Source organism: Streptomyces broussonetiae (assembly GCF_009796285.1).
Taxonomy (GTDB): domain Bacteria; phylum Actinomycetota; class Actinomycetes; order Streptomycetales; family Streptomycetaceae; genus Streptomyces; species Streptomyces broussonetiae.
On sequence record NZ_CP047020.1, the window covers coordinates 5,200,354 to 5,213,111 of the forward strand.

Genomic DNA, 12,758 nt, shown 5'->3' on the forward strand with positions numbered 1-12,758 from the left:
CCCCTCGCAGGTCAGCGCAGTTCCGCGAGGCCTCTGCGCGTGGCGGCGACGACGACACGGTCCCCTTTCTCCAGCACATGGTCCGGGGCCGTGTCGGTGCGGCCCTCCAGGGCCAGGGCCCGCCAGGAGCCGGCCCGGAAGGCCTCGCGGACGGTGCGGCCCTCCAGCTGGGGATGGCCGGCCACGTCCACGGAGGCGAAGAGCAGGACCTTGCGGCCCACGGGGATCGCGCCCACCACCTGCCGCCCGAGCATCGCCCCGGCGAACGCGGGCGCGGCCAGGTGCGTGACGCTCCGGCTCCGGGTCAGCGCGTGCGGATAGGCGGCCCGCAGGGTGCGGTACACGGCGGTGGCGAAGTCGTCGTCGTACAGCCGCAGCACCACCCGCAGATCGGGCCGTACGGTCCGCGCGTACAGCACGGCCTCCAGGTTGGTGGTGTCGGCGCTGGTCACGGCCAGGAGGGCGTACGCCCGGTGGATCTTGGCGGCCTCCAGGACGCCTTCCTGGGTGACGTCGCCGAGCACCACCGGCACCCGCAGCCGGCGCGCGGTCGCGAGTCCGCGTGCCTCCGGGTCGGACTCCACGCACACGACGGGGACGTTCAGTTCGCGCAGCCGGGTCAGTACCCGGGTGCCGATCTTGCCCAGACCGAGCAGCACCACATGCCCGCCGAGGCCGCGCGGCGGCTTGCGCAGCGCGGAGGCGGTGCGGAAGGTGCCGAGCGCCTCGAGTACGGCCGCCAGGAGTACCGGCAGCAGCAGCAACCCGACGAGCGCGGACAGGAGTTGCAGGATCTGCCGGCCGAGGGGTGCCTCCTTGGCGGGGTCGTCGATCGCGAACAGGTCGAGCAGGGTGTAGTAGAAGGCGCGCAGCGGCTGGATCCCGCTCACCAGCCACAGCGCGACGGCGAGCGCGACGACGCAGGCCACCATGCCTGCCAGCGACCACCGCAGCCGGCGCGAGAACAGCGAGGCGAGCGGCGGCACGCCGCCCACCCCGCGGCCGTTCGCCCCACGTCCGCCCGTCCGGCGGCCGGTCGCGGTCGCTGCCGGGCCGCCCGCCGCCGACGCCTGCTCCAGCACCAGCGCCGTGCGCCCGCCGGCCCGGGCGACCTCCTCGTCGTCGGGCAGCAGCCGCGTCTCCTGCTCCCCGTTGCCGTCCGGGCCCTCCCCGCCGGCCCGGTCGCCCGCCGACAGCAGGGCCAGCGTGTACAGCCCGGAGCCGGCGGGCCGCCCGTCCGCGGACAGCGGGCGTTCCACGGCCCGCAGCAGCAGGCCCTCGGTCTGGACGACCTTGCTGGTGCCCGTGACAGCGGTCGCGGCGAGCGCGGGCGCGGCGGTGTCGGCGTCGGACAGCACGGTCGTGGAGGCGTCCGCGGGGCCCTCGCCGTCGCCCGTGGCCAACGCGGCCGCCTGGTCGAGGAGTTCCTCGATGTGCTGGCCCAACCGGCGGTTGTAGAGCCTGAGGACGAGGCGCAGGCGCGGGTTGAGACGGCGGGCGGTCAGGGCGGCGCGGATGTTGGTCTCGTCGTCGTCGAAGACGAGGGCGAGCGCGGCGGCCCGCTCCACCCCGGCCTCGGCGAGCACGGCCTCGTCGAGGCCGACGGCCTCCAGCACCCGGGGCCCGTCCTGCCCGTCCGCGCCGCCGGAGGCGCTCGCGGCGGGCGGTGTCGTGGCCCCGGCGACGGCACCCGCCCGGCCCACCGTCGCGCTCACCACGCGGTCGAACAGCGCCGCCGACGCCGCCCGGGCCCGGCCGACCACCGGCGGGCGGGCGGTGCGCTCGTTCGGCGGTACGACCAGGGTGACCTGCTCGCCGTAGACCCCGCGCAACTCGGCGGCCAGCCGGTGCGCGAGCCCGTCGTCCCCGCACACCACCATGTGCGCACGTGGGGCCCTCGGCCCTCCTTGATACGGAACGCTCACCACGAGGGAAAAGAGTGCCCCAAGAAGAAGAGTGGTTCCAGCAACGGTGTGAACACCTGCGCAAACATGCGCGTACCCAGGGGGAGGGAGCACACCAGCCGGAGGTAACCGCCCGTGGCCATCACCGAAGACGCCCCACCCGGTGCGGAGACAAGCCCCGCTGACGCCTCGTCGGATCAGGAGGGCCGCCGGCTCAGCTCTCCGCTGGTGCTGGTCCTGACGCTGCTCCTCGCCGTGCTCGCCCAGTCCCCGATCCGCGGACTCCTCGGCACCCCGCTGATGCAGAGCTGGATGACGGTGTTCGTCGCGGTGACCATGCAGGCGCTGCCCTTCCTGGTGCTCGGTGTGCTGCTCTCGGCGGCGCTCGCGGTGTTCGTCCCGCCGGCCTTCTTCGCGCGCGCCCTGCCGAGCCGCCCCGCCCTCGCCGTCCCGGTGGCCGGGGTCGCGGGCGCGATCCTGCCGGGCTGCGAGTGCGCGTCGGTGCCGGTGGCGGGCGCGCTGGTGCGCCGGGGCGTCACCCCGGCCGCGGCCCTCGCCTTCCTGCTCTCCGCCCCTGCGATCAACCCGATCGTGCTGACCGCCACCGCCGTGGCCTTTCCCCGCAACCCGGAGATGGTTCTCGGCCGGTTCGCCGCGAGCCTGCTGGTGGCGTGCGCGATGGGCTGGCTGTGGCAGCGACTGGGCCGCACCGACTGGCTGCGCCCGCCGGCCCACGGCGCGCACGAGGGCGCGACCAGGGGGGAGGCGTTCTGGAACTCGGTACGGCACGACACCGTGCACGCGGGCGGGTTCCTGGTGCTCGGCGCGATGGCCGCCGCGACCCTGAAGGCGGTGGCCCCCGCGGAGTGGCTGCGCACGGCCGCCGCCAACCCGCTGGTCGCGATCCTCGCCCTCGCCGTCCTCGCCGTGCTGCTGTCCATCTGCTCGGAGGCGGACGCGTTCGTCGCGGCCTCCCTGACCCAGTTCTCCCTGACGGCCAAGCTGGTGTTCCTGGTGGTGGGCCCGATGATCGACCTCAAGCTGTTCGCGATGCAGGCCGGCACCTTCGGCCGCGGCTTCGCCCTGCGCTTCGCCCCCGCCACCTTCGCGATGGCCGTCACGGGCGCCGTGGTGACCGGGACGGTGCTGCTGTGAACCGTCACTCCCAGGCCGCCGTCATGTTCCTGCTCGGCGCCGCCCTGCTGCACGCGGGCAGCACCGGTCTGTACCTGCGGTACGTCAAGGCGGGGCTGCAGCCGCTGCTGCTGGCGTCGGGCGCGGTGCTGAGCGTGGGGGCGCTGGCGACCGTCTGGTACGAGCGCAGGCGGCATCGAACGCGGCAGCAGACGCACGAAGGCCATGTCCACGAAGGCCATGCTCATGAGAGTGATGCCCACGAGGGTGTTGCCGGCGAGGGTGATGCCCACGGGGGTCATGCCCACCCCGAACCCCGCGTCTCCTGGCTCCTGTTGCTGCCTCTCCTCGCGCTCATCCTCGTCGCGCCGCCCGCCCTCGGCTCGTACAGCGCGCTGCGCTCGGGGACCGCGCTGCAGAAGCCGTACGGCCTCGGGCCGTTGCCCGGCAGCAGCGGGCCCGCGCAGCTGTCCGTGGTCGACTACGCCTCCCGCGCGGCCTACGGCAACGGCCGTTCCCTGGGCGGACGGACGGTCCGGGTCACCGGGTTCCTCGCGCTGGACGGTTCGGGGCAGCCGTATCTGGTGCGGATGGCCCTCAACTGCTGTGCGGCGGACGCGCAGCCGGTCAAGATCGGGCTGACCGGCCAGCTGCCGCCCGTGCTGCGGCCGGACGCCTGGCTGGAGGTGACGGGTACGTATGCCTCCCGGCTGGAGCGCGATCCCGTCAACGGCGGGCCCATTCCGTATCTGAGGGTCGGTTCGGTCCGGCCGGTGCCGGTGCCGCACGATCCTTACGACGAGACCTGGAACAACTGAACGCCCGACGGCCCGGGGCGCGCCTACGCGCCCGTCAGGTCGAAGCGCTCCAAGTCCCGCAGCCACGCCTGGGCGTTGCCGTCCGACGGGGCGCGCCAGTCGCCGCGGGGCGAGAGCGCGCCGCCGGCCGAGACCTTCGGGCCGTTCGGCATGGCCGAGCGCTTGAACTGGGAGAAACCGAAGAACCGGCGGACGAAGACCTCCAGCCAGCGGTGGATCTCCGGCAGGTCGTAGGCGCGGCGCTCGGCCTCGGGGAAACCGGGCGGCCAGGCGCCGGCCTGCGCGTCGTGCCAGGCGTGCCAGGCCAGGAAGGCGATCTTCGAGGGGCGCAAGCCGTAGCGCAGCACGTACCAGAGGGTGAAGTCGTGCAGGGCGTACGGGCCGATCTTCGACTCGGTGGACTGCATCTCCTCGCCCGGCACCAGCTCGGGGCTGATCTCCGTGTCGAGGATCGCGGCGAGGATCTTGCCGGTCTCGTCGTCGAACTGGCCGCTGCTGATGACCCACCGGATCAGGTGCTGGATGAGGGTCTTGGGCACACCGGAGTTGACGTTGTAGTGGCTCATCTGGTCGCCGACGCCGTAGGTGCACCAGCCGAGCGCCAGCTCGGAGAGGTCGCCGGTGCCGAGCACGATGCCGCCGCGCTGGTTGGCCAGCCGGAACAGGTAGTCGGTGCGCAGGCCCGCCTGGACGTTCTCGAAGGTGACGTCGTACACCGGCTCGCCGGAGGCGAAGGGGTGGCCCATCTCCTTGAGCATCAGCCGCGCGGTCGGCGTGATGTCCAGCTCGGCGGCGGTGACACCGAGGGCGCGCATCAGCCGGTGGGCGTTGTCCTTGGTGTGGTCGCTGGTGGCGAAGCCGGGCAGGGTGAAGGCGAGGATGTCGCTGCGCGGGCGCCCGGCGCGGTCCATCGCGCGGGCCGCGACGATCAGCGCGTGCGTGGAGTCGAGCCCGCCCGAGACACCGATGACCACCTTGGGGCCGCCGATCGACGCAAGGCGCTGCTGGAGCCCGGCGACCTGGATGTTGTACGCCTCGTAGCAGTCCAGGGCGAGCCGTTCGGCGTCGGCGGGCACGAACGGGAAGCGCTCCACGCGGCGGCGCAGACCCAGGTCGGTGCCGGCCGGCGGGGACAGTTCGAAGGAGACCGTACGGAAGTCGCCGGTGCGGGCGGCGTGGGTGCGGCGGTTGTCGTCGAAGGTGCCCATCCGCTGCCGCTCCTGACGCAGCAGGTCGAGGTCGACGTCGGCGACCGCATACTGCTCGCCGAGCGGGAAGCGCTCGGTCTCGGCCAGCAGCACCCCGTTCTCGTAGATCAGCGTCTGGCCGTCCCAGGACAGGTCGGTGGTCGACTCGCCGAGACCGGCCGCCGCGTAGACGTAGGCGGCGTGGCAGCGCTCGGACGCCGAGCGGCACAGCAGCTTGCGGTCCTCGGCGCGGCCGACCGTGATCGGGCTGCCCGAGAGGTTGAGCAGCACGGTCGCGCCGGCCAGGGCGGCCTCCGCGCTGGGCGGCACGGGGACCCACATGTCCTCGCAGATCTCCGTGTGCAGCACCAGCCCGGGGACGTCCTGCGCGGCGAAGAGCAGGTCCACGCCGAAGGGGACCTCGACGCCGCCGAGCCGGATCGTTCCGCCACGTTCGTCGTCGCCGCCGGCGATCTGGCGGCGCTCGTAGAACTCGCGGTAGTTCGGCGGGTACGACTTGGGTACGACGCCCAGGATCCGGCCGCGGTGCACGAGCACGGCGCAGTTGTAGAGCCGGCCGCGGTGGCGCAGCGGGGCGCCGACGACCAGCACCGGCAGCAGGCCGGCGGACTCGGCGACCACGGTGGCGAGGGCCGACTCGACCTCGTCCAGCATGGCGTCCTGGAGCAGCAGGTCCTCGATCGCGTACCCGGACAGGCACAGCTCCGGGAACAGGGCGACGGCCACGCCCTCCTCGGCGCACCGGCGCGCATGGCGCAGGACGGAGGCGGCGTTGGCGGGCGGGTCGGCAATGACGGTGTGGCCGGTGCAGGCGGCGACACGAGCGAAACCGTGCTGATAGATCGACCAGAAGCTCAACGGGACCTCTCTCACGGCTCCACGACGTTCCTACAGGGGAAGCCTACGGGGGCCGGCCGCGTCGGGCCGAGAGGGCCGGGAGCCAGGGGCCGGGGGAGGGGAGAGGCAGTGCGGGCCGAGGGGTCAGGACAGGCCCGAGGCGCGGAGCACCGCCCGGGCCGCCTCGGCGTCGATGTGCCGGCCCAGGCGGTCCAGGACGTCCGCGCCGTGGCGGAGTGTGCCGCGTTCCAGGGAACGGCGGACGCCGGTGTCGACCTCGTGCCAGAGCAGGGGGTTGGCGGCGAGCACCCGGGGATCGACTTCCAGCCGGTGGCCGTGGACGTCCCGCAGGACCAGGTGGGAGGAGACGCCGTCGTACTGCCGTACGGCCGCCAGCGCGTCCGTGTGGACGACGCGCCGGCGCCAGGGCGTGCGCACCGCGAGCCAGCCGGGGCCCGCGCTCACCCGCTGCGGCAGCAGCACGACGCACACCGCGACCGACAGAGCGGTCCAGAGCAGGGCGCGTGGCGCCGTCAGGGTGCCGGCGTCCCAGTCGACCAGGAAGGCCAGTGCGGCGAACACCATGGCGCAGCCCACCGCGAGCCGGGCGCTGCCATGCCAGTGGCGGTCGCCGGCGGTGCCCGCGGTTCCGCTCCGTCGCATACTCCCGACGCTAGGCGCGCGCACGGAGCCCCGCGACCGCTGCTGACGCAGTCCTGACACCGCGGGCGTGGATCCTGACGGAATCCTTACGCGCCCCGGCGCACGGCATTTCCGGCGCAGCGCTCAGATGCTGAGCCGGGTCTGCCGTACCGGGCTGCCTACCGCGTAGTGGACGTACTCGCGGACCAGGCGGAAGCCGGCGTGCCAGGCCAGCAGTCGGCTGGCGCGGTTGTGCAGGGAGCAGTTCCAGGAGGGGGTGCGGCCGCGGGCGGCGATGTCCGCGCACAGGGCGGTGACACAGGCGAGGCCGAGGTGATGGCGGCGGCGGTCGGGGACCGTGTAGACCGCCACGTCCTCGTACCCCGTGCCGCGGAAGTAGGTGCAGGCCACCGCCAGGATGTGGCCGGTGCGGTCCACCGCGGCCCAGGCGTGGCCGCAGGCGGCGAGGCCGAGCGGTCCGCCCCAGCTGGCCGAGAGCCAGGCCGCGTCCGGGCCGAGGGCATGCAGGGCGTCGGTGTCCGCCGGTTCCAGGTGGCGTACCGTCACCGTGTGCGGGACGGTCGCGCGCTGGGGCGGGGCCTGGAGCGTCCAGACCATGCGCTCCCACGGGGTGAGCCGGCCGAAGGCGCTGCCGAGTGCGGGCAGGAACCGGGCCGGGGCCTCGATCCGGTTGCCCGCCAGCGGGGCGAGGAAGCCCGGCCGGAGGTCCTCCGGAGTACCGCGCAGGACGACGTGACCGGCGCAGGAGACGGCGACCGTGCGGGGCTGGGCGGGGCGGTCGGCCCACCAGCGGCCGATGCCGGTGGCCAGCACATGCTCGCCGATGGCGGCGGGGCCGGGGGCGCCGCTGGGGAACCAGTGCGTGAGCGCCCGTGCGTCCGGCGGCGAGATCTCGATCACCAAGGTCTCCTGGGTGTCCATGCCCTGCGGGCATGCGGAACGACGGACGGGGATGCGGACCGGGCGGGCGAGCGGGGACCGTTCGTCCCGCTCGCCCGCCCGCTTGCCGGGCCGGTCAGCCCTGGCCGGCCTTGCGGCCGTGGTTCGATTTCTTCTTGCGGCGGTCCTTCTTCTTGCGGGCGCGTTTCGACATGTACGACTTCCTGTTCCGTGTGCGCTTCAGGCGGTGCGGCCGACCAGCAGGTCGGCCAGCTTGTTCAGGCGGCGGACCGTGCGGTCCTCCGTGGCGGCCGGGGCCGGGTCGACGCGCTCGTCGCGGTCGTAGTAGGCGCCGTTGACGATCTCGACGGCCGGGTCGCACAGCCGGACCACGTGCGCGGCGCCCTCGGCGGGGGAGCCGCCCTCGTGGGCGTAGAGCGGCAGCAGCGCGGTGTCGCACACGCCCGGGTGGACGGAGACGGCGGTGACGCGCGGGTCGGCCGCGAAGACCGTGAGGGCGAGCTGCGACTGGGCGTAGGCGGCGAGGCGCGAGTAGCGGCGGGCGCGGTTGGGGTCGGCCCAGCTGATGGACGCCGTGCGGTGCAGCGAGGAGGACACGTTCACCACACGACCGCCCGGGTCGCTGGTCAGCGCCGGCTCGAGCAGGCAGGTCAGCAGGTAGTGGGCGAGGAAGTTGACCTGGAAGGCGATCTCGTTGCCGTCGGCGGTGACGGTGTGCCGCTCGGGGGCGGCCATGCCCGCGTTGTTGACGAGGACGTCCAGGTGCGGGTGCTCGCTGACGATCGTGCGGGCGAGGGTCTCGACCTCCTCGAGGTGGGTGAAGTCCGCGCCGTAAGGCCGCAGGAGCGAGGCCGGGACGCCCGCCGTGGCGATGAGGCGGTCGGCCGTCGCCTGCGCCTGAGCCGTCGTACGGCCGTGCAGCAGCACGGTGGCGCCGCGTTCGGCGAGCCGGCGTGCCGTTTCGCAGCCGATGCCGGAGGTGGCTCCGGTGACAAGGACAGTGCGGGACGAAAGGGTGGAGTCGGTCATGATCCCATCCAGGGTTGCGGGCACGCGGGCGCCGCCCGGCCAGGGGCGGTGGGCGTGCTGGGGTGAAGGGGAGTCGGCGAGGGGCGCCGGAGCCGATCACGGCGCCCCTCGGGTCACGGAAAACGGCGTCGGCGGGACGGGCGTCGGCGGACGCGGCCGTTTCCGTTCAGCGCGGCGTACGACGCGGCGGCCGAACGGGACTCGGCGGCCGGTCGAAGAGGAGCCAGGCGCTGTTCACGTCCTCCATGGAAGCCGTGCCGCATGGCCCCGGCAAGCTGGAAACGCCTTCTCTGACGGGGCCCTGACGTGCGCATACGCCTCCTTGACGGCCTTGACGGCCTTGACGGCCTTGACGGCCTTGACGGCCTTGACGGGCCTCGCAGGGCCGGCGCGCCCCGGGTGATGAGGAGTTGCTTGCCGATCTCGACGATCTCGACGATCTCGATCAGCTTGGTCGGGTTGAGTCGAGGTCGACCATGTCGCCGACCTCCTTGGCGGCCGGCGTACCGCACGGGTGCCTGCCTCTCGGACGCGCACCGGGCCCCGCCTGCGCGCCGCCGTGGAGTGCGCATTCCACAGCCGCCGAGCCGCTGACGCCGGCGGCACCGGGGCGGCGGCCGACAGTGAGTCCAGTCCTGTGAACGGCCGCGCCCGGCCCGCTCGGCGGGTCATTTGCGCCACTCATACGGCTTCGCCCGCCGGGCCGTCAACGAGCCGTCAAACCTGGCTGAAGAACCGTCAGGGCGGCGTCAACGGAGGCCGTCGGTGGCCGGATCCGGTCGCAGACTGATCACCAACGGGGGACGGGCGACCGTCCGTGGCGTGACGTTGGAGGGACCGTGACCATCACGGCCGGGTCAGCGCAGAGTCCTCGCACCGAAGAAGGGGCCGAGGAGAGCACACCGCCACGGAGAGCGGCGGTCGCCCCGTCCGGGCGCAGCCCCGGACCGCGGCAGCGAGGGGGTTCGCGGACGGCCGGACCGGGTCCGGGGCTGCGCCCTTGGCGACGGACCGGGGCCGCGCGGGCCGCTCTGCGCCGCCGTTACTGGGCTGTCGTGCCCGCGCGGCTGCGTCTTCTGCGCGCGGCCACGGTCCTGCTCGCCACCGCCCTCGCCGGGCTGCTGCTGGTCGCGGGGATCGCCGCGCTCGGCACCTGGAGCAGCGTCGCCGACCGGGACGCGCCCCGCACCACCAGCGCCGCCGACCTGAACCTGGCGCTGAACGACATGGACGCCCAGGCCGCCAACATCCTGTTGTCCAACGGCGACGCGGGACAGGGGCGGCTGGCCACGCCGTACACCAAGGCCGTCGGCTTCTACGGCGACGCCCGGCGCGAGATCGGGCACGATCTGCGCACCCTCGCCGTCGCCGCACAGGGCAGCCGGGCCGACGAGAGGACGGTGGAGTCGCTGACCGACGACTTCGCCGAGTACCAGGAGCTGGTCGGCCGGGCCCTGGAGAACGACGGCCACCGCGGCGGCAGACCGGCCGCCCTCGCCGACTACCGCCGCGCCACCGACCTCCTGCGCGGTCAACTCCTGCCCGCGGCAAGCACGTTGGTGTCCTCGAACGACGCGGCCTTCGAAGCCGAGTACACCTCCGCCCGCGCCGCCCTCTCCGCCCAGCTCGTCGCCGTCCTCGCCCTCGGTGCGCTGCTGCTCGCGGTGCTCGGCGTCCTGCAGTGGTACCTCGCCCGCCGCTTCCGGCGCGTCCTGAACCCCGGCGCGCTGGCCGCCACCGCCTGCACCCTGCTCGCGGTGGTCCTCGGCACCCAACTGCTGTCCGCATCGTCCGCGCACCTGCGGGTGGCCCGGCACGACGCCTTCGACTCCGTCGTCGCCCTCTCCCGCGCCCGTGCCCTCGCCTACGACGCCAACGCCGACGAGAGCCGCTACCTGCTCGACCCGCAGCGCCGCACCCGGTACCAGGACGCGTTCCTCGCCAAGTCGCAGGCTCTGTACGGCCTGAAGGGCGCCACCCTGTCGACGTACGACGCGGAGCTGGCCGCCACCTGGCAGGCGTACCGGGCCGACCACCACGACCTGCGCTTCACCGGCGAGTTCCGGCGCGAGCTGGACAACATCACCTTCCCCGGCGAGCGGGCCGCGGCGGAACGGACCGTCGACGCGTACGCCGTCTACCAGCGCGACGACCGCAAGATCCGCGCCCTGCTGGCGGCCGGCAGGGAGAGCGAGGCGGCCGAGTTCTGCATGGGCTGGGAGCCGGGCACGTCCAACGCCCGCTTCGAGGCGTGGATGGTCGCGCTGGACAAGGTGACGGGCATCAACCGCGCCCACTTCGACTCGTCGGTGGACGAGGGGCGCGCGGCGGTCGACGGTCTGCTGCCGTGGGCGGGCGGGCTGCTGGCGGCGGCCGTCCTGCTGACCGTGCTGGGCCTGCGGCCGAGGCTGGCGGAGTTCCGCTGAGCGCTCCGCGGGAAGGGCGGTGGTGTGCCGCCGGTCGGCTGCGGCGCCGTTGTGGCCGGTCGCGCCGTTCCCCGCGCCCCCGCGGGGCGCGGCTGGACGGCAGCGGACTTCAGACGTCCGTCAGCCGCGCCTCCTCCAGATCCAGCGACCGCTGCAGCCGCCGCCGCGTGGTGTCACTGATCCGGTGCTCGTCGTACAGCCGCTGCAGTTCCGTCGTCTCCACCGCTATCAGGTCCCGCCGCAGCTGCCGGTAGACGAGGTCGGCCGACTCGGTGGCCGTACCGTCCGCTCCGTCGCTCTCGGCGAGCCGGTCCCGGGCGTCCTCCAGGCGCGCGGCGAGGCCCCGGCGGAGCCGGTCCAGGACGACGTCGGACACGACCTCCAGCTCGGCCAGCTCCTCGAGCCGGGCGAGGCCCGCGTGGGCCAGGTGGGAGCGGGCCTGAGCCTCCTCGCGGGCGGTGTGGGCGGGCTCCAGGGCGATGCCCGAGGCGTGCACGACCGGGGCCAGGGTGAAACCCTGCACGACGAGTGTGACGACCACGACCGAGGTGGTCAGGACCAGCACCAGCGGCCGGCCCTCGAGCGGCGTGCCGTCCTTCATGACCTCGGGGATGGACAGCGCGGCGGCCAGCGGCATCACACCCCGGGTGCCGGCCCAGGTCAGCACCACCGGGATCCGCCAGTTCAGCCGGCTGATGCCGCCCTTGCGCTGCACGACCGCCGACAGCGGCGCGAGCCACAGCAGCCGTACGGCGATCAGCGTGGCGGCGACGGCGAGGGCGTACAGCGGCCAGGCCCGGTCGCCGTGCGCCAGTGCCCGCACCTGCGCCGGCAGGGCCAGCCCTATCAGGCTGAACACCACGCTCTCCAGCAGGAACACCACGGTGCCGTAGACGGCGTGCAGCTGAAGTCGTATGCGGGCGTTGGTGAGGCGGTCGCCCCGGCCGCCGAGCACCACCCCGGCGACCACGCACGAGGTCACGCCGGAGGTGTGCGCGACCTCCGCCAGGAGGTAGGCGGCATACGGGGTGACCAGCGCGATCACCGTCTCCAGCACCGGGTCCTCGGTGCGCCGCCGGATCAGGGTGATCACCCCTGCGACCGCCGCTCCGATCACCGTGCCACCGCCGGCGAGCAGGAAGAACTGGCCGCCGGCCGGGCCCCAGCCGGCGGCGGCCGACGCCACGGCGATACCCGCCGCCACCCGGACCAGCACCAGCGAGGTCGCGTCGTTGAACAGGCTCTCCGCCTGCACCAGGACCTGTACCCGGGGCGGCAGGGCGAGCCGGCGGCCGAGCGCGGTGACCGCCACCGGGTCGGTGCTGGCCAGCACCGCGCCCAGTACGAACGCCATCTGCCACGGCAGCGGGGTCACGAACACCGCCACCGCTCCGACGGCCGCCGCCGAGGCGAGCACCAGACCAATCGCGAGGATGCCGACCGGTTTCCAGACCGCGCGCAGCTCCCGCCAGGGCATGTCCTCGGCGCTCGCGTACAGCAGCGGAGGCAGCACGACGAGGCCGATGATCTGGGGACTGATCGCGATCTGGGGGGTGCCCGGCAGGAGAGCCACCGTGAGACCGGCGACCACCAGCAGCGACGGCGCGGGGATCCGCCAGCGGCGCGCGAAGGTGGCGACGACCGTGGCGAGAACCACCAGGGCAAGAACCGTACCTACGCTGCGCATGCCGTCCCCCTGGGATTGCGGAAGCCACCCCGGCCCCCGGCCGACCAGACTTCCCGGCACACCTGCCCTCACCCTATAGGGCCCGGCCCCATCAAGACAGTGTCAAGGTCCACGGGGCCACCGCCAAGGAAGCGCTAACAAGCGAGCGGCCC

At 73.8% G+C, this 12,758-nt stretch carries 9 protein-coding genes; 3 read left to right on the forward strand and 6 right to left on the reverse strand.

The genetic code is table 11. The annotated features are described in order from the left end of the window. Positions 1-11: 11 nt before the first annotated feature. Positions 12-1,880, reverse strand: coding sequence for an NAD-binding protein (locus GQF42_RS24125; RefSeq protein ID WP_158923162.1), 1,869 nt, complete (start codon positions 1,878-1,880; stop codon positions 12-14). 159 nt (positions 1,881-2,039) lie between these two features. Between GQF42_RS24125 and GQF42_RS24130 the strand changes: the two genes are divergently transcribed. Both GQF42_RS24130 and GQF42_RS24135 read left to right on the forward strand, forming a co-directional pair. Then, the gene (locus GQF42_RS24130) at positions 2,040-3,059 is read left to right on the forward strand and encodes a permease (protein ID WP_158923164.1); all 1,020 of its coding nucleotides are present in this window, start codon (positions 2,040-2,042) and stop codon (positions 3,057-3,059) included. Further along, positions 3,056-3,856, forward strand: coding sequence for a TIGR03943 family putative permease subunit (locus tag GQF42_RS24135; RefSeq protein WP_158923166.1), 801 nt, complete (start codon positions 3,056-3,058; stop codon positions 3,854-3,856). Before GQF42_RS24130 ends, GQF42_RS24135 begins: the two co-directional genes overlap by 4 nt. Positions 3,857-3,879: 23 nt before the next feature. On the opposite strand, the gene GQF42_RS24140 is transcribed toward GQF42_RS24135, so the two are convergent. The 4 genes from GQF42_RS24140 to GQF42_RS24155 form a co-directional block, all read right to left on the reverse strand. Next, a complete protein-coding gene (locus GQF42_RS24140; protein WP_158930503.1) occupies positions 3,880-5,922 on the reverse strand; it encodes an NAD(+) synthase in 2,043 nt (680 codons plus the stop codon). Between the two features lie 123 nt (positions 5,923-6,045). Continuing rightward, positions 6,046-6,564, reverse strand: coding sequence for a hypothetical protein (locus GQF42_RS24145; protein WP_158923168.1), 519 nt, complete (start codon positions 6,562-6,564; stop codon positions 6,046-6,048). 123 nt (positions 6,565-6,687) lie between these two features. After that, positions 6,688-7,485 (reverse strand): GNAT family N-acetyltransferase, encoded by a 798-nt coding sequence (locus tag GQF42_RS24150; RefSeq protein WP_233273445.1) that lies wholly within the window; start codon positions 7,483-7,485, stop codon positions 6,688-6,690. Between the two features lie 198 nt (positions 7,486-7,683). Next, a complete protein-coding gene (locus GQF42_RS24155; RefSeq protein ID WP_158923170.1) occupies positions 7,684-8,493 on the reverse strand; it encodes an SDR family NAD(P)-dependent oxidoreductase in 810 nt (269 codons plus the stop codon). 1,055 nt (positions 8,494-9,548) lie between these two features. On the opposite strand from GQF42_RS24155, the gene GQF42_RS24160 reads away from it, so the two are divergent. Further along, on the forward strand, positions 9,549-10,919 hold the full coding sequence (locus GQF42_RS24160; RefSeq protein ID WP_158923172.1) for a hypothetical protein: 1,371 nt from the start codon (positions 9,549-9,551) through the stop codon (positions 10,917-10,919). A gap of 109 nt (positions 10,920-11,028) precedes the next feature. Here GQF42_RS24160 and GQF42_RS24165 read toward each other — a convergent pair whose 3' ends face one another. Continuing rightward, the gene (locus GQF42_RS24165; RefSeq protein WP_158923174.1) at positions 11,029-12,606 is read right to left on the reverse strand and encodes a Na+/H+ antiporter; all 1,578 of its coding nucleotides are present in this window, start codon (positions 12,604-12,606) and stop codon (positions 11,029-11,031) included. Positions 12,607-12,758: the final 152 nt, after the last annotated feature.

Bases quoted from the DNA above. Each gene is read 5' to 3' on its own strand.
- GQF42_RS24125 (WP_158923162.1), bottom strand. From the start codon at position 1,880: ATGGTGGTGTGCGGGGACGACGGGCTCGCGCACCGGCTGGCCGCCGAG.
- GQF42_RS24145 (WP_158923168.1), bottom strand. From the start codon at position 6,564: ATGCGACGGAGCGGAACCGCGGGCACCGCCGGCGACCGCCACTGGCAT.
- GQF42_RS24150 (WP_233273445.1), bottom strand. From the start codon at position 7,485: ATGGACACCCAGGAGACCTTGGTGATCGAGATCTCGCCGCCGGACGCA.
- GQF42_RS24155 (WP_158923170.1), bottom strand. From the start codon at position 8,493: ATGACCGACTCCACCCTTTCGTCCCGCACTGTCCTTGTCACCGGAGCC.
- GQF42_RS24165 (WP_158923174.1), bottom strand. From the start codon at position 12,606: ATGCGCAGCGTAGGTACGGTTCTTGCCCTGGTGGTTCTCGCCACGGTC.